The sequence below is a fragment of the Methylobacillus caricis genome, from assembly GCF_020532705.1.
Taxonomy (GTDB): Bacteria; Pseudomonadota; Gammaproteobacteria; order Burkholderiales; family Methylophilaceae; genus Methylobacillus; species Methylobacillus caricis.
This window is the reverse complement of the sequence record NZ_JAJAVD010000001.1, coordinates 1455753-1470779: the sequence shown is the minus strand read 5'-3', so window position 1 is coordinate 1470779 and position 15027 is coordinate 1455753. Positions and strand designations below refer to the sequence as shown.

At 54.3% G+C, this 15027-nt stretch carries 17 protein-coding genes; 10 read left to right on the top strand and 7 right to left on the bottom strand.

The genetic code is table 11. The features are described from left to right. Nucleotides 1-100: 100 nt before the first annotated feature. A complete protein-coding gene (locus LG200_RS06950) occupies nt 101-277 on the bottom strand; it encodes a PLD nuclease N-terminal domain-containing protein (RefSeq protein ID WP_226756848.1) in 177 nt (58 codons plus the stop codon). A 183-nt stretch (nt 278-460) separates the two neighbouring features. Between LG200_RS06950 and LG200_RS06945 the strand changes: the two genes are divergently transcribed. Next, nucleotides 461-1453, top strand: a complete 993-nt coding sequence (locus tag LG200_RS06945; protein ID WP_226756847.1) for a CobW family GTP-binding protein — start codon at nt 461-463, stop codon at nt 1451-1453. Here LG200_RS06945 and LG200_RS06940 read toward each other — a convergent pair. The 4 genes from LG200_RS06940 to LG200_RS06925 form a co-directional block, all read right to left on the bottom strand. After that, nucleotides 1450-2472, bottom strand: a complete 1023-nt coding sequence (locus LG200_RS06940) for a CobW family GTP-binding protein (RefSeq protein ID WP_226756846.1) — start codon at nt 2470-2472, stop codon at nt 1450-1452. The two genes, LG200_RS06945 and LG200_RS06940, sit on opposite strands and share 4 nt — an antisense overlap. Nucleotides 2473-2630: 158 nt before the next feature. Beyond that, on the bottom strand, nt 2631-3857 hold the full coding sequence (zigA, locus tag LG200_RS06935; RefSeq protein ID WP_226757320.1) for a zinc metallochaperone GTPase ZigA: 1227 nt from the start codon (nt 3855-3857) through the stop codon (nt 2631-2633). A 41-nt stretch (nt 3858-3898) separates the two neighbouring features. Further along, on the bottom strand, nt 3899-4324 hold the full coding sequence (gene dksA, locus LG200_RS06930) for an RNA polymerase-binding protein DksA (RefSeq protein ID WP_226756845.1): 426 nt from the start codon (nt 4322-4324) through the stop codon (nt 3899-3901). Between the two features lie 284 nt (nt 4325-4608). Further along, nucleotides 4609-5010, bottom strand: a complete 402-nt coding sequence (locus LG200_RS06925; RefSeq protein ID WP_226756844.1) for a Fur family transcriptional regulator — start codon at nt 5008-5010, stop codon at nt 4609-4611. Nucleotides 5011-5090: 80 nt separating this feature from the next. On the opposite strand from LG200_RS06925, the gene LG200_RS06920 reads away from it, so the two are divergent. The 5 genes from LG200_RS06920 to LG200_RS06900 all read left to right on the top strand — a co-directional run bounded on the left by LG200_RS06920 (nt 5091) and on the right by LG200_RS06900 (nt 9793). Next, a complete protein-coding gene (locus LG200_RS06920; RefSeq protein WP_226756843.1) occupies nt 5091-6959 on the top strand; it encodes a ribonuclease catalytic domain-containing protein in 1869 nt (622 codons plus the stop codon). After that, entirely contained in the window at nt 6959-7762 is an 804-nt protein-coding gene (locus tag LG200_RS06915; RefSeq protein ID WP_226756842.1) for a polyamine aminopropyltransferase, read from the top strand. The genes LG200_RS06920 and LG200_RS06915 overlap by 1 nt, the downstream gene beginning before the upstream one ends. Before the next feature lie 26 nt (nt 7763-7788). Further along, a complete protein-coding gene (locus tag LG200_RS06910; protein ID WP_226756841.1) occupies nt 7789-8946 on the top strand; it encodes a THUMP domain-containing class I SAM-dependent RNA methyltransferase in 1158 nt (385 codons plus the stop codon). After that, nucleotides 8939-9313: a nucleotide pyrophosphohydrolase gene (locus tag LG200_RS06905; RefSeq protein ID WP_226756840.1), complete on the top strand. Its 375-nt coding sequence runs from the start codon at nt 8939-8941 to the stop codon at nt 9311-9313. Before LG200_RS06910 ends, LG200_RS06905 begins: the two co-directional genes overlap by 8 nt. Before the next feature lie 75 nt (nt 9314-9388). Further along, nucleotides 9389-9793 (top strand): group III truncated hemoglobin, encoded by a 405-nt coding sequence (locus tag LG200_RS06900; protein WP_226756839.1) that lies wholly within the window; start codon nt 9389-9391, stop codon nt 9791-9793. Between the two features lie 264 nt (nt 9794-10057). Here the strand turns inward: LG200_RS06900 and tpx are convergent, their stop codons facing one another. Both tpx and LG200_RS06890 read right to left on the bottom strand, forming a co-directional pair. Continuing rightward, nucleotides 10058-10558 carry a thiol peroxidase gene (tpx, locus tag LG200_RS06895; RefSeq protein ID WP_226756838.1) on the bottom strand — a complete coding sequence of 167 codons (501 nt, stop codon included), beginning with the start codon at nt 10556-10558 and terminating at the stop codon, nt 10058-10060. A 62-nt stretch (nt 10559-10620) separates the two neighbouring features. Then, nucleotides 10621-11775: an FIST signal transduction protein gene (locus LG200_RS06890; RefSeq protein WP_226756837.1), complete on the bottom strand. Its 1155-nt coding sequence runs from the start codon at nt 11773-11775 to the stop codon at nt 10621-10623. A 235-nt stretch (nt 11776-12010) separates the two neighbouring features. On the opposite strand from LG200_RS06890, the gene LG200_RS06885 reads away from it, so the two are divergent. Genes LG200_RS06885 through LG200_RS06870 form a run of 4 tightly spaced genes read left to right on the top strand, consistent with a single transcriptional unit; the run spans nt 12011 to nt 15018 of the window. After that, nucleotides 12011-12451, top strand: a complete 441-nt coding sequence (locus tag LG200_RS06885) for a response regulator (RefSeq protein ID WP_226756836.1) — start codon at nt 12011-12013, stop codon at nt 12449-12451. A 5-nt stretch (nt 12452-12456) separates the two neighbouring features. Beyond that, entirely contained in the window at nt 12457-12822 is a 366-nt protein-coding gene (locus LG200_RS06880; RefSeq protein ID WP_226756835.1) for a response regulator, read from the top strand. A 1-nt stretch (nt 12823) separates the two neighbouring features. Then, the gene (locus tag LG200_RS06875) at nt 12824-13348 is read left to right on the top strand and encodes a chemotaxis protein CheW (protein WP_226756834.1); all 525 of its coding nucleotides are present in this window, start codon (nt 12824-12826) and stop codon (nt 13346-13348) included. Nucleotides 13349-13386: 38 nt separating this feature from the next. After that, nucleotides 13387-15018 (top strand): methyl-accepting chemotaxis protein, encoded by a 1632-nt coding sequence (locus LG200_RS06870; protein ID WP_226756833.1) that lies wholly within the window; start codon nt 13387-13389, stop codon nt 15016-15018. Nucleotides 15019-15027: the final 9 nt, after the last annotated feature.

Sequence of the window (15027 nt, the reverse complement as noted above, 5' to 3'; positions counted from 1 at the left end):
ATGAGAGTCCTGGAAGGGGTTGAGAATGCGGTATGGTGAATTTGTTGCGCCATCAGCCGGCGTTGACGGTTTTCTGGCTGATGGCGTATTGCTGTTAAGTTTAATTGGTTTTGCTACCAGGGCCCGCGAGATACCATACAATCAGGCCAAGGACCGGAAATATCAACACACCCAGTATCCAGAGGATTTTCTTTACCGTATCTGCTGAGCTCTGGATAATCTTGATAATGGCATAAATATCTGCAACGAGGATCAGTAAGGCGATAATGCTTTGCATGGTTTTTTCCTTTTTCTGGTTTCTATCTTTGAAGAATACGGCAGAATCCCTGCTGCAACTATGAGAAATATACGCCGCACATGCAATCCGTAATATCAGACTACACTGAATTACAAGTAGGAATTTACCGACTGCCAAGGCATTTGGCTATAGAAAACTGCTATATGGGCGTGATGTTCTGATATGCAGCAGCCTGAGCGACATTTCATCCCGATTTCTTTACTCACTGGTTTTCTCGGTAGTGGCAAAACCACTTTGCTGAACCGTTGGCTGCGCCAGCCCGAGATGGCGGATACGCTAGTCATTATCAACGAGTTCGGACAAGTGGGCCTGGATCACCTGCTGGTGGCACATCAGCCTGATAGCACCATGGTGGTGGAGTTAAGCAATGGCTGCCTGTGCTGTAACCTGCGTACCGATCTCAAGCAAACCCTCAAAGACATTAGCTGGCGTTTTTCGCGTCATGGCCAGCGCCAATTCAAGCGTGTTGTCATCGAGACCAGCGGCTTGGCAGACCCAGCACCCATATTGCATACCATCATGAGCGATGCGTATGTATCGGCCTATTACCATCTGGATACTATTGCGACGGCGGTTGATAGCGTGAATATCCTGGCAACGCTTGAGCAGCATCCGCAAGCGGTGAAACAGGTGGCAGTAGCAGACGTGTTATTGCTAGCCAAGTCGGATATGGTGGATGAGGCAATGCAACATGCGGTGGAGAACAGGTTGCGTGACTTGAACCCGCTAGCGTACCTACATGAGGTGCAAGGTGGTTTACCGGACATGGAATGGCTATTCAACAGGGCAGATGATGCAAGAAAATTTGCCAACTGGTTGCAGCCCCAGGCACAAGTGCTCATGCCTGAAGGTCATCAGCAGATGATCACTACAATCAGTGAGCAACTGGAGATGCCCATTGCACCGGCTGTGTTTGATGCATGGCAGAATGAGCTGCGCTGTTTCGCCGGCCCTGGTTTGTTGCGCTTCAAGGGACTGTTTCATATCGCTGGCCAGCGGCAGCCTATGGTGCTGCATGCTGTTCAACACGTCATGCATGAGCCTGAGCTGTTAGGCGCATGGCCTCAGTCCATGACACCACAAAGTCGCCTGGTGTTCATCACCCAGGGAATTGCAGGGCATGATATCCAGGTCCTGCTGCAGAGACTCCATTAAACCTGCATCAGTGCATCGCGGATTTTCAGCTCGTCCAGCCCTTTGCCGATCAGTACCACGCGGGTGAGTGGCTCGTCCTCGTCCCAGCCTTCAAGCAGGTTGGGCGCATAAAGGGTATGGTGCACGGCATGAATGGCTAGAGGTGCCGGCTGGTCTTCAGCGTGGACAATGCCTTTCATGCGCAGCAGGTTCTCGCCGAATGTTGCGCACAGCCATTGCAGTGCCGGCTCCAGTTGATACCAGGTCAGTGGCTTGGGCATGGTGACGGTGAAGCTGCTGATTTCATCATCGTGTACCGCTTGTGGCAGCATGCCGCGTCCGGCCTTGGACCGGCTAGGCGCGCGCAGCCAGCGCTGTGGCTGTGCTTGCTTGCCTTCAGGGTCGAACAGCCCGGCATCAACAATGGCGGCAGGGTCTATTTCGCCGTGGCGGATGCGGTATTGGGTGGCGCCCGGGTTGAGGGCTTCGAGCGCAGTCGAAAGTGCCTGTAATTGTTCCTCGGTGGCAAGGTCGGTCTTGGTCAGCAGCAATACATCGGCTACTGCCGCCTGTTTGCGCGCCTCGCCGTGTTCTGCTATCTGCTGGAGGCCGTAGATGCTGTCTATAGTGACCACAACGGCATCCAGCCGGTAGGTGGAGACAACGACCGGTTCGCTCAGCAGGTTGGCCAGGATAGGACCGGGGTCAGCCATGCCGGTGGTTTCTATGACCAGGCGGTTGAATCGGGGAATCGCCTCCAGCTGGCGCTTGAAAAAAAGGTCGCGCATGGTGTCTGCCAGCTCGTTGCTCAAGGTACAGCACAGGCAGCCTGATTCCAGCAACACGGTATTGTCGGCAATATGCTGGCTTTCCACGTTGCGCACGAGGATGTGATCGAGGCCGGTAGCACCGATTTCATTGATGATGACCGCTGTGTCCTTCATGCCGGGATGGTTCAGCAGTTTGTTGAGCAGGGTGGTTTTGCCACTGCCGAGAAACCCGGTCAGCAGGGTAACCGGGATACGGTGGTCCAGTGCCATTATGTCTGTTTCCTTGAATCTTGACGAGATGCCGCCATCGCCAGGTCATGGCGATGGGTTGGTTTCATTTTAACTTATAACCGTCTGAAGCACGGCGCACAAATTGTTGCTGGCGTTGCATTTAGGCGTGTTTTTTGTGTAAGGGGATTGCCGGCGTTCTACCAGGCTGTTTCCGCTTCCGGGGTGGCCTCGCGTTCGGCACCCCAGGCCGGGAAAGGGTCGGGCAGCGCGCGCCAGCCCGGCATGCCCATCGCCATTTCGCTATCTGTCAGCAGGCACTGGTCAAATGCTGCGCTTAGTGCGGTTTTGTCCATATTGATGCCGATGATGACAATTTCCTGCTGGCGGTCGCCGAACTCGCCGGAAAACCGGCTATTGATATGCGCCAGGGATTCGCTATCCTGCGGCCAATAGCTTTTAGGCGTTGCCGCCCACCAGTAGCCTGCCAGCTCATGCCGCGTCACCGCCCCGGCTTGTGACCAGTTGACGCAGTAGGCCGGTCGCGAAGCGATCCAGAAATATCCCTTGGAGCGCACGACGCCGGGCCAATTGCTGTGTAGCCAATGCCATAGGCGTTGCGGATTAAACGGGCGCCGGGCGCGATATACAAAGCTGCGTATGCCGTATTCCTCGGTTTCCGGTACGTGTTCTCCACGCAATTCCTTGAGCCAGCCAGGCGCCTGCTGCGCTTCTTCAAAATTGAAGAGGCCGGTTTCCATAATCTTGCTGAGCGGAACGCGGCCAAAACTGCTGTGTTCTATACGTGCGCGCGGGTTCAGGCCGCCGAGGATACCGTGCAGCTGGCGGATTTCATCAGCGTTCACCAGGTCGGTTTTGTTCAGCACGATCACGTCGCAGAACTCGATCTGCTCTATCAGCAGGTCGACGACTGTGCGCTCATCGCCTTCCCCCATGGATTCTCCGCGTGCGGCCAACTGGTCGCGAGAGCTGTAATCCTTGAGGAAGTTATACGCATCTACCACTGTCACCATGGTGTCCAGTTGGGCGATGTCCGAAAGGCTGACACCGTTTTCATCGCGGAAGGTAAAGGTTTCTGCCACCGGCAGCGGTTCTGAAATACCCGTGGACTCAATCAGCAGGTAATCAAATTTGCCGGCTTCCGCCAAGCGCTTGATCTCCACCAGCAAGTCCTCGCGCAAGGTGCAGCAGATGCAGCCGTTGCTCATCTCCACCAGTTTTTCTTCCGCGCGTGAAAGGTCCGCGCCGCCCTCCCGTATCAGCTGAGCGTCTATATTGACCTCGGACATGTCGTTGACAATGACGGCAACGCGCTTGCCTTCGCGGTTGTGAAGGATATGGTTGAGCAGAGTGGTCTTGCCGGCACCGAGAAAGCCGGAAAGCACAGTGACCGGCAGTTTTTTCAAACGGTTCATGGGGTATCCTTCTTAATAAATATTCAGGGTGTTCAAGCGCGAAACTGGCGCTCACGCTGTTCATGCCGTTCCTGGGCTTCCAGCGATAGCGTGGTGGTGGGCCTTGCCAGCAGCCGGGGCAGCCCGATGGGCTCCCCGGTTTCTTCGCAAAAGCCATATTCACCGTCATCAATCCGTCTGAGCGCTGCATTTATCTTCTTTTGCAGCTTGCGTTCCCGGTCACGGGTGCGTAGCTCCAATGTATGCAACTCTTCTTGCGTGGCGCGGTCTGCAGGGTCGGAAAACTCTTCATGCGCGCGCAGGTTGTTGCCTGTATGGCGGGCGTTGTCGGCAATCTGCTCGCGCTGTTTTTCCAGGAGTTGCCTGAAAAACTGCAGTTGGGCACAGCTCATGTATTGATCTGCAGGCATAGCGATCAGGGTCTGTTCGGAGATAACCGGTAATGTTTCCAGGGGCATGGTGTTAATATGTATTGCAACAAAGTTGCATAATAGCGCCTGAATCTTACCGATGCAACTATGTTGCATATTTGGGGAGCTAATGATTGATGCGTGTTTTAAAGAAGAGGGAGGAAAGGACAAAGCCAGCAGACAACATTACTGGCGGTACAAGTTTAACTACAGGGTTGGGAGCGGGCTAACAAAACCCTCCTGGCGTTGTTGCTCTGCCTTACCGTACCACTGGTATTGCCTGCGACAAAGCGCCTGGCCAGGATCGTTTCACTGAGTTTTGTTGGCTGCTTTTAATTTCTTGCTGAATTACAGTGGTCGCACTGACCTTTTATGTTGAGTTCGACCGACTCAACGGTAAAATGCGAGGGTACGCTGCTGGGAATCTTGGGTTTGACATCATCCAGGCAGAACATCTTGCCGCAGGACGTGCATTGGAAGTGCGCATGGTGGTGCTTGGCATTGCGCTGGGTCAACTGAAAGCGCCTGGCGCGGTCTTCTCCCATGATGGGGTGTACCAGGTTGCATTCGACTAGCCAGTCCAGTACGCGATACAGCGTTACCCGGTCAAACGGGGCTTCCTGAGTGAGTGTGTGGAGGAGTTCCTGATGGGTGAGCGGGTATTCCGTATCAAGCAGAACATTCAGCACCGCAACACGTGAGGAGGTCGGGCGTTGCCCAATCTCATGTATCATTCGTTCGGCATTATGCATAGGCCGTAAATTACAGACAATCAACCCGTGCCGTCAACTGGGCACGGCAAAAAAGCAGGATTATGAACGTATTTTTTGAAGAAGATGGCAGTTTCAAGGTTGCCTCCATCATGACGGAAAACCCCGGCTCCCTTCAGGTAGAAGCCGTTTCCGGAAAACGCTCCAAGGTCAAGACCGCCAATGTGCTGCTGCGCTTCGAAGGCGCACTGGCCAGTTTCCTGGAAAATGCAAATATAAAGGCCGAGGACCTGGATATTCCTTTCCTTTGGGAGTGTTGCGGCGAGGACGAGTTCGGTTTTGAAGATCTGGCTGAAGAATACTACGGTAAGAAGCCGGCCCCGGGTGAGGCCGCAGCGATTGCCATTCGTTTGCATAGCGCCCCAGTCTATTTTTACCGCAAGGGCAAGGGCCGCTACAAGGCGGCTCCTGAGGAAACTTTGCAAGCCGCGTTGGCAGGACTGGAAAAGAAGCGGCTGCAGGCAGAAAAGGTGGCCCAGTATGTCGAGCAGCTGAAAGCGGGCCAATTGCCGGAAGAATTCAACGGCAAGATCGATGCGCTGCTGTACCAGCCGGACAAAAACAGCCTGGAATGGAAGGCGCTGGAGCAGGCTTCTATCGAATCCAACCAGCATGTGGTTCGCGTATTGGCGAATTGCGGGGCCATCAACTCAGTCCATGACTATCATCTGGGCGCTTTTCTGCGGGAATATTTCGCCGATGGAGAGGGCTTCCCCGAGTTTGACGCGCCAGCCGTGCCTGAGGGTCTGCCGCGCGCTGCCATTGAAGCTTTCAGTATAGATGACAGCACGACTACTGAAATTGACGATGCGTTCTCGCTGCAGCCGCTGGCCGATGGCGTTATCCGTGTGGGCATCCATATAGCCGCGCCTGCGCTGGGCATTACGGAAGATGACGTGCTGGACCAGGTGGCCATGCACCGGCTTTCTACCGTGTATATGCCCGGCCATAAAATCACCATGCTGCCTGAGCTGGCGATTGTGCCTTTCAGCCTGAATGAAGGCGAGTGGCGCCCCGCACTGTCGCTTTATCTGGATGTCGCGCCCGACCTCAGCATACTCAAGCGCGAAAGCAGCGTCGAGCTGGTCCATGTGGTGGCCAACCTGCGCCACGATACGCTGGAGCCGTATTTCAACGAAAATACGCTGGAGCAGGACAGCGGCCATCCTTACTGGCAGAATTTGCGCTTTCTGTTCAACCTGGCTGAATCACTGGAAAAGGGCAGGGGCAAGTACGATTCCACCCGTCCTATCCAGGTTGACTACAACTTCTATGTCAATGAAGGCAAGGTCAGCATCATCGGCCGCCGCCGCGGCGCACCGATAGACAAACTGGTGGCCGAGCTCATGATAGAAGCCAACAGCCATTGGGGCGGCTTGCTGGCCGAGCATAACGTGCCTGGCATCTATCGCGCCCAGAACGGCGGCAAGGTCTACATGACCGTCAAGGCCGAGCCTCACCAGGGCTTGGGCGTTCCGCAATATAGCTGGAGCACGTCGCCATTGCGCCGAGGCGTCGACCTGGTTAACCAGCGCCAGATCATATCCGTGGTGCAGGGGACTGAACCGGCGTACCCGGTCAACAGCGACGACCTTGCCGCCATCATGCGCAACTTCGACCTTACCTATAACGCCTACAACGAGTTCCAGACCCGCATGGAGCGCTACTGGTGCCTGCAGTACCTGCTGCAGGAAGATATCCATGAAATTGGCGCTACAGTCTGGCGTGAGAACTTGGTACGCCTGGACGGCATGCCGCTTATTACCAAGGTGCATGGCATGCCGGAATTGGCAGCCGGCAGCCGCGTCATCATAGAAATCCAGAAAGTCGATACCTTGCTGATCGAGCTGGAAAGCCGTTTCAAGGCGGTAGAACGGAGTGAAAGCACCGCAGAAGAAAGCGAGGCGGCCTGATGTTCAGGGTGGGACGCAAGATTGCGCGAAGCATACACAAGGCAATCACCAGTGAGGACAGCGTAGATGTCAGCGAGCTAGATGGGGTGCGCTCCCTGCACCTGGGCTCGGATACGATACAAAGCTCCATGCGCGTGAAAGACCCTTATGCATTGGAGCTCAGGTATTCGCGCGGCATGATGGTGTTCCTGCTGTTCCAGAAACAGCCGGTCGACCTGGTGGTGCTTGGCTTGGGCGGCGGCTCCATTCCCAAGTATGTTTACCATCACCTGCCCAAGATGAAAACGCGGGTGGTAGAGATTAATCCGCGTATCATTGAAGTGGCGCGCAGCCATTTCATGGTGCCGGATAACGATGAGCGCTTCGATATTATTGAGGGCGATGCCGCAGCCTATTTGCGGAAAAACCCGGCAACCACTTCCATGCTGATGATGGATGCCTTTGGCAGCAGCGGTTTGCCGCCCGACCTTTGTTCGCAGGATTTTTTCGATTCATGTTTTGAGGCCATTACGCTGGATGGCATGTGTGCGATCAACCTGTGGGGCAGCGACAAGAACTATGATGTTTACCTGCAGCGCATAGAAACCAGCTTCCATGGCCGCATCCTGATCATGCCGACAGGCCGTCCCGGCAATGTGGTCATATTCGGTTTCAAGCGCGCACCCAACGATTTGCGCTGGAGCACCTTGCGCGTGCGTGCCAAGGCGCTTGAAGCAGAGCACAAGGTTGAATTCCTTGAGTTTGTCGAGCGCTTGCGCGAATACAACCCTAGCACCAGCAACCGTTTATTGCTTGAATCTTAGCAATTTAAAGCACACTGAAAGACGACATGCATTATCAATTTTTTGCCACTTGCCCGCGTGGCCTGGAAAACCTGCTGGTGGAAGAACTCGCCAGCCTCAATGCCAGGCAGATCAAGCCCACTGATGGCGGCGTAGGCTTTGCCGGCGACATGCTGCTGGTTTACCGTGCCAACCTTGAAAGCCGCATCGCGACGCGTATCCTGCTGCAAGTGGGCAAGGGACGCTATGCCAACGAGGACGACCTTTACCAAGCCGCGTTCAATATAGACTGGAACCAGTGGTTTGACGTGCGCCAGAATTTCATGGTCAAGGTCACCGGCGTCAAGTGTCCGCTGAAAAGCCTGGAGTTCGCCACTTTGCGCATCAAGGATGCGGTCTGTGACCGTTTCCGCCAAGAGGTGGGCAGCCGTCCATCCATTGATACCCGCGAGCCTGACGTCCGGCTGCATGCCTACCTTGCCGCCGAGGAATACCAGCTTTACCTGGATACCTCAGGCAATCCGCTCTACCAGCGAGGTTTGCGCCGTGCCAGCATCGAGGCCCCGTTACGCGAAAACCTGGCGGCTGCCATTCTGCGCCTGAGCGGCTGGCAGCCCGGTATGCCGTTGCTGGACCCGATGTGCGGCAGCGGCACATTCCTGCTGGAAGCCGCCATGATGGCGCTGGACATTGCTCCTGGCAGCGGCCGTGATTTCGGCTTTGAACGCCTGAAGAACTACAATGCCGGTGCCTGGCAATCGCTGCTGAAGCAGGCCAGGAGCCGTGCCAAGCCTGTCAGCTTCCAGAAAATATACGGCAGCGATGCCGACCTCAGGGCCGTGCGCGTAAGCCGCCAGAACCTGCAGCAGGCAGGCTTGCTCGATGCCGTGCAACTGGCGCATACGGAATTTACCGCCGTTGTGCCGCCGACGCCTGAAGGCACGCTGGTCGCCAATCCGCCTTATGGCGTGCGCATAGGCGAGGATGAAGACCTGGCGGCGCTTTACCCCAAAATGGGCGAGACGCTGAAAAAGAAGTTCGCAGGGTGGAATACCTATTTCCTCACCAATGACCTGCGCATGCCCAAACTCATGCGCCTGGCGCCAAGCAAGCGCACCCCCCTGTTCAACGGCCCGCTGGAGTGCCGCCTGTTCGAGGTGAAAATGGTGGCAGGCTCCAACCGCAAGGAAAAACCAGATGCCTGATGCAGACAAGCCAGATTCCCTCGACCAACTACGCGTCCGCATCAGCCATTTTGTGCAAGAGCGCGACTGGGAGCAGTTCCACACGCCGAAAAATCTGGCGATGGCGATGATCGTGGAAGCGGCCGAGGTGGTGGAGCATTTCCAGTGGGATACGCCTGCTGAAAGCGCCACCTTGAGCGAACAACGCAAGACCGAGATTGGCCACGAGCTGGCGGATACCTTTGTCTATCTGCTGCGCATTGCTGAAGTCTGCGGTATAGACTTGATTGCCGCTGCCAATGACAAGATTGACCTGAACGCTAAAAAGTACCCTGCGGATAAAGCCAGGGGTAGTAACGCCAAATATACGGCCTATCAGGATCAATAAATTCCCCGGCTGGCATCAGCAGCTTTATTATTCCTACAGTTTCTTCCAAGCCGGATGATGAACGAGGAGAGGGTAATGAGCAACGATCCGATCTGTACTGAAGATGAAATCAAGGCGCTAGTGCAGGCGTTTTATGCTGTAGTGCGCAAGGATGAGCGCCTGGGGCCGATTTTCAATGGGCATATCAGTGACTGGAATGCTCATCTTGAGAAGCTGGAGGATTTCTGGTGTGCCATCCTGCTGGGCAGCCGCCGTTTTACCGGCACGCCCATGCCCAAGCATATTGCCTTGCCGGATTTGAGTGCGGAACTGTTCGAGCACTGGCTTGCTTTGTTCCGCCAGACGCTTGCCAATCAGCCAAACCATGCCTTGCAGACGCAGGCAGAACAGATGGCCGGCAAGATTGCGAACAGTCTGTGGATGGGCTACCAGATGCATCGTAAACCAGGGAATCTGCCTACAGATCTGGCAATTGCCTGATTCATAACTCTACTGAAGTAGTTGCATGAGGGTGCTGCGCCTAGTTCAAGCATTTACTGATGGTGGAATGAGGTACCTGTCTATACCAATTGCATGATCAACACGTCACGATGGCAACATCCCGTGCTGCTTGCAGCCAAGAGTGTGACAGTACATTCCTGAAGGCCTGATATCTCTAGGCAAGGTAAGAGCTAGCCTTGTTGTGTGAAATGCATGATGCGGCAGGGAGGTGCAGCCGTGGCTGTGGCCACGGCTGAAGAGGTATTACAGAGCGGCTAACGCAGCATCGTAATTTGGTTCGTTGGCAATTTCGCTTACTAGTTCGCTGTGCAACACCTTGTTATTTTCATCCAATACCACGACTGCACGGGCTGTCAGGCCGGCCAGGCTGCTGTCGGTGATTTGTACGCCGTAGTCCTTGGAGAACTTGGCGGTATCGCGGAAGGTGGAAAGAGTAACGACGTTTTCCAGGCCTTCTGCACCACAAAAACGGCTTTGGGCAAAAGGCAGGTCGGCGGAGATAGCTAACACCACCGTGTTGTCCAACCCGCTGGCCTGCTTGTTGAAGGTGCGTACTGAAGTGGCGCAGGTCGGGGTGTCTATGCTCGGGAAAATGTTCAGCACTTTGCGTTTGCCGGCAAAGTCGGCCAGTGAAACCAGGTTGCGCTTGGCGTCTGCCAGTTGGAAATCTGGTGCGGTATCGCCTTTTTGCGGCAGGTTGCCGCCGATTTGTACTGGATTGCCTTTAAGGGTGACTGTAGCCATTGATGTATCCTTTATCTGTGATTAATACGGTTGCGATTGATAGGGTAAAACCGGATAGTGATTTACAAGCGCTCACTGAGATAGCCTATGGTCATGGTCTGGTTATGCAGCACGCTATCCGTGGTATTGGGGCGCGGACAGAACTCGCCATATGAATAGAAGCCGGTAAGGGTGGTCTGGTTCCCCAGAATTTGCTGTACGGCATGAATTTCGTCTGCAATCTGGTCTGCCATGACTAGTTTGCGCCCAACGCAGCTGACGCACAATGCCAGGCCAGGTTGGGTGATGCTGGCACTTTCCAAATTTCCTGTGACAAGATGAGCTGCGCCTCCCGCACCATCCACCAGTCTGTCGTGCGTGGTCTGGCATAGCCGCACAGTTTCACCTTCTTCCACATTGCCGGCAAAGGTAAGGCTGTTATTGCTGGCATCCACTGCCAATAAAGTACGGACTTTTTCAACTTCCCGCTTGCCTTCCTCAATAATGGCGAAAGGGAAACGCAGGCCTGAACCGGGCAGGGTTTTTGCGTTTTGTTCGCCGATATACATGCGGTAAAGCGGCAGGGCTGGCTTGCCATCCATTTCGTAGACGATGTTTTTCTCTGAACGGGTGATCTTGCGAGGGGGGCCGTAAGGTTTCCATCCTCCCAGGGCTCCACTGGCGGTGATGAGGTTGTCGCCATAAAGGCCTATAGCAATGACCAGCCCTTCTTCTATGCTGTCATTGAGCAATTGCAGTGTCTTGACGAATTCTGCGCTGTCACCTGCCATGCCGCCCACAATTGGTATATCGCCCAATACGCTCTGGAAGCCTTGCAGCAGTTCGGAACCGTTGATATGCAATCCATCGGAAAAAAGCAGGACGGTGCGCAAGCTGTCAGACTTGAGTTGACGTGCCAGGTTGGCAGCGGTTTCGGCTGAGCTTTGCATATTGTTGGCACGTACATGGGCAACGCGCTGCAGGGTTTTGTCCCAGACGATCGCGGTAATCTGCAGGCTGTCGTCACTGACACCTGCAGGACCTATCTCGCCAGACGTGGTACAACCGACAATCTGGGCAGATGGATAGCGTTCCTTGAGTTGTGCTGGAAGTTTGGCATCATTGAAGCGCCTGACCGATCCAAAAACCAATACCAGATTGGCATTGGGTAGCGGCGAGGATGATGGTAAATCTTTGATACTCATCTTTGCCGTGAGGGCTTCTTGTCTGACTAGCATGGTCTCCATTCCCTTAGGCCGCCTGCGAGATGTGGCAGCGGCGGCGCTTCTGATTCTTGTTGTTTTGTGCGACTATAAAATCTGAAAGCTTCGTAATCGGCTTATTTAACCTTTTTGTGTGCGGATTGACAACCCGCTTTTTGTTTCAGTGGTATTGCGCCGTTTTCAAATCTGTAGATAGAATGGTACGGAATACAGGCGCCAGTCGCCTGAAATTCCAATAAGGTTGCTAGTGATGCAACTCACAAACAGGGGATTGAGGGTGGGGGAATTGGATCTATCCGGAGTCAAGGTGATGGTGATTGACGACAGCAACACCATCCGCAGGAGTGCAGAAATCTTCCTCAGGCAATCCGGCTGTGAAGTCTTTCTTGCCGAGGACGGTTTTGACGCTTTGTCCAAAATTGCCAATCATATGCCGGATGTCATCTTTGTTGATATCATGATGCCACGCCTTGATGGCTATCAAACCTGTTCGTTGATTAAGCGTAATACCCGGTTCAAATCCACACCCGTGATCATGCTATCCAGCAAGGACGGATTGTTCGACCGTGCACGCGGCCGCATGGCCGGTTCAGATCAATACCTGACCAAACCTTTCACCCAGAACTCTCTTCTAGATGCGGTGCGTCATTATCGTCCGCATTTATCATCTGACTTGTCGGGAGCGGAATAATCACGATGGCAACTAAACATATTCTGGTGGTTGATGATTCAGCTACCGATCGTTTCTATTTGACAGAAATCCTTGAAAAAGCAGGTTATAGCGTCAGCACAGCCGAAGATGGACAGGATTGTCTGGATAAAGTGAAAAGCCTGGCACCTGACTTGGTTGTCATGGACGTGGTGATGCCTAATCTCAACGGTTTCCAGGCGACACGCGCACTATCCAAAAATCCGGAAACAGCCCACATTCCAGTCATCATGTGTACCGGCAAAGAGCAGGCCACGGATCGCATGTGGGCCTTGCGGCAAGGTGCCAAGGACTGTGTGATCAAGCCGGTGGAGGCTGAAGAGCTGCTCGCCAAGATTGCAGGGCTGGCTTGAAATGGCCAGGACCCGGCTTAACCTGCAGGCGTACCAGCAGGATATCCTCGAGCGCCTGAATAGCGTTTCTGCCAGCCAGGAGGCTACAAATTCACGCCTGGGTGTGTATGCAGGCGGAGAGCGCTACCTGGTTTCCCTGCGGGATATCAGCGAAGTTTTGCCTGTGCCTGAAATACTGCCTGTGCCGCTAACCCAGCCGTGGTTTCTTGGTATGACCAATGTACGCGGTAATCTCTATGCGATCAGCGATCTGGCAAGGCTGATTGGCGTGACCAGGCATGCTGCGCAGATAACGGTGGAAAGCCGGGTCCTGCTTATTCATACTGATTTTGAAATCAACGCCGGTTTTCTGGTGGACGGATTGGCTGGTTTACGCAATACCAATGAACTGCAATCGCTTGAGCTGGTGGCTGATGTGCCCAGCTGGGTGAGTGCATGGTATCAGGATGACCACCATCACAAGTGGGAAGCGCTGGATATTGGCTTGCTATTAAATAAAAAGGAATTCATGCAGGTGGCAGCTTAATCAAAGCGCTGCATTGGCATGATTTAAGGGGAACGGAAATGGCATTTAGCTTTGCAGGACTCAAGACTCTATTCAATAGAAAGAAAGCAGCGCGTAATGCCGATGATACATCGGTAAAGTCGGGACGGGGCACATTGGGAGTGTTGCTGCTGGCGTTTGTGATTGCATTGCTGGGCCTGTTGTTCAATCAGCTGCAGGTAGCAAGGGACAAGCAGTTTGTTGAGGCCTCGGGCAGTTTGCAGGTGCTGGTGCAACAGGCAGCACGGGATGCAGCGCTGGAAGTCGCAGGCGATGCAACAGCAGCTTCGCGCTTGCAGGCTGCGGTTAATCAGGTGGTTTCCCACCTTGAGATCCTGCACAAACTGCAGAAAGAAAGTCTGTTGCGTAGTGATGAGGTTGATGCAACGCTAGAACGGCTGGATAAGGAATGGGCCGCATTGCAAGTGGTGCTTGATTCATCATCCGCAGAGGGTATCCGCACGGTTTCATCCCACAGCGATGAGTTCGTGGTCACAGCCAGGCAAGCGACATTGCAATATTTGGATCAGGGCAAGGCGGGCTGGTGGCTGGCGTTGTCAGTCATTGCAGGTTTGTTGACCTTGGGGTTGCTGATATTGCTTGGTTATCGACAAGTGGTCAGGGCCCGCCAGCGGTTTGAGGAGATCGAGCAAACCAATCTCAATAACCAGGAGGCCATCCTGCACTTGCTGGATGAAATGGGGGATCTTGCGGATGGAGATCTGACGGTGAAGGCGGAAGTAGCCGAGAATATCACTGGCGCTATTGCCGACTCGATCAACTACACCATTGACAGCCTGCGAGACCTGGTGGCAGAAATCAACCGTGCTACCGAACAGGTGAACCAGGCCACTGCACAGGCGCAGAATACATCTGCGTCACTGTTGAGTGCGGCGGAACTGCAATACCAGCAGATCGCGGAAACCGGTGAGGCGGTGAATCACATGACGCGCTCCATCCTGCAGGTGTCGAGCAATGCGGAAGAGGCTTCTTCTGTGGCAAAACGTTCACTGGATGCAACCACGCAAGGCTCCAAGGCTGTGCAGAATACGATTTCGGGGATGAACGAAATCCGAACGCAGATTCAGGAAACTTCAAAGCGAATCAAGCGCCTGGGGGAGAGCTCCCAAGAGATTAGTGAAATTGTGGAGCTGATTTCAGATATTACCGAGCAAACCAATATTCTGGCCTTGAATGCGGCAATTCAGGCTGCGTCGGCCGGCGAGGCCGGCCGGGGCTTTACTGTGGTGGCTGAAGAGGTCCAGCGCCTGGCGGAGCGTTCATCCGAAGCTACCAAGCAGATCAGCGCCATTGTGAAAACCATCCAGTCTGATACCAATAGCGCGGTAGTGGCGATGGAGAAAAGCACGGAAGGGGTGGTGGAAGGCGCCAGATTGTCAGATGCCGCTGGCCGGGCACTGGGGGAAATTGAAAACGTGACCAATAACCTCGCGCGCCTGATTGAGGAAATTTCCACCGTGACTGAGGCACAGACCAAGGCTGCTGCCACTGTGAGCCTTAACATGCAGCAAATCCAGAATATTACTTCGCAGACCACGGACGGCACCAAGCAGACAGCCAGTTCCATCGGGCAGCTGACTGGCTTGGCAGAAGAGTTGCGGGCTTCCGTTGCCGGTTTCAAGCTAAATTAAGGCGATATC

What these genes read in the sequence shown, in the direction of transcription:
- dksA (WP_226756845.1), bottom strand. Translation starts at nt 4,324, where the DNA reads ATGCCCCTGGAAACATTACCGGTTATCTCCGAACAGACCCTGATCGCT.
- LG200_RS06940 (WP_226756846.1), bottom strand. Translation starts at nt 2,472, where the DNA reads ATGGCACTGGACCACCGTATCCCGGTTACCCTGCTGACCGGGTTTCTC.
- LG200_RS06900 (WP_226756839.1), top strand. Translation starts at nt 9,389, where the DNA reads ATGAGCAACGATCCGATCTGTACTGAAGATGAAATCAAGGCGCTAGTG.
- LG200_RS06925 (WP_226756844.1), bottom strand. Translation starts at nt 5,010, where the DNA reads ATGATACATGAGATTGGGCAACGCCCGACCTCCTCACGTGTTGCGGTG.
- LG200_RS06880 (WP_226756835.1), top strand. Translation starts at nt 12,457, where the DNA reads ATGGCAACTAAACATATTCTGGTGGTTGATGATTCAGCTACCGATCGT.
- tpx (WP_226756838.1), bottom strand. Translation starts at nt 10,558, where the DNA reads ATGGCTACAGTCACCCTTAAAGGCAATCCAGTACAAATCGGCGGCAAC.
- LG200_RS06870 (WP_226756833.1), top strand. Translation starts at nt 13,387, where the DNA reads ATGGCATTTAGCTTTGCAGGACTCAAGACTCTATTCAATAGAAAGAAA.
- LG200_RS06890 (WP_226756837.1), bottom strand. Translation starts at nt 11,775, where the DNA reads ATGCTAGTCAGACAAGAAGCCCTCACGGCAAAGATGAGTATCAAAGAT.
- LG200_RS06920 (WP_226756843.1), top strand. Translation starts at nt 5,091, where the DNA reads ATGAACGTATTTTTTGAAGAAGATGGCAGTTTCAAGGTTGCCTCCATC.
- LG200_RS06915 (WP_226756842.1), top strand. Translation starts at nt 6,959, where the DNA reads ATGTTCAGGGTGGGACGCAAGATTGCGCGAAGCATACACAAGGCAATC.
- LG200_RS06950 (WP_226756848.1), bottom strand. Translation starts at nt 277, where the DNA reads ATGCAAAGCATTATCGCCTTACTGATCCTCGTTGCAGATATTTATGCC.
- LG200_RS06875 (WP_226756834.1), top strand. Translation starts at nt 12,824, where the DNA reads ATGGCCAGGACCCGGCTTAACCTGCAGGCGTACCAGCAGGATATCCTC.
- LG200_RS06910 (WP_226756841.1), top strand. Translation starts at nt 7,789, where the DNA reads ATGCATTATCAATTTTTTGCCACTTGCCCGCGTGGCCTGGAAAACCTG.
- LG200_RS06905 (WP_226756840.1), top strand. Translation starts at nt 8,939, where the DNA reads ATGCCTGATGCAGACAAGCCAGATTCCCTCGACCAACTACGCGTCCGC.
- LG200_RS06945 (WP_226756847.1), top strand. Translation starts at nt 461, where the DNA reads ATGCAGCAGCCTGAGCGACATTTCATCCCGATTTCTTTACTCACTGGT.
- LG200_RS06885 (WP_226756836.1), top strand. Translation starts at nt 12,011, where the DNA reads ATGCAACTCACAAACAGGGGATTGAGGGTGGGGGAATTGGATCTATCC.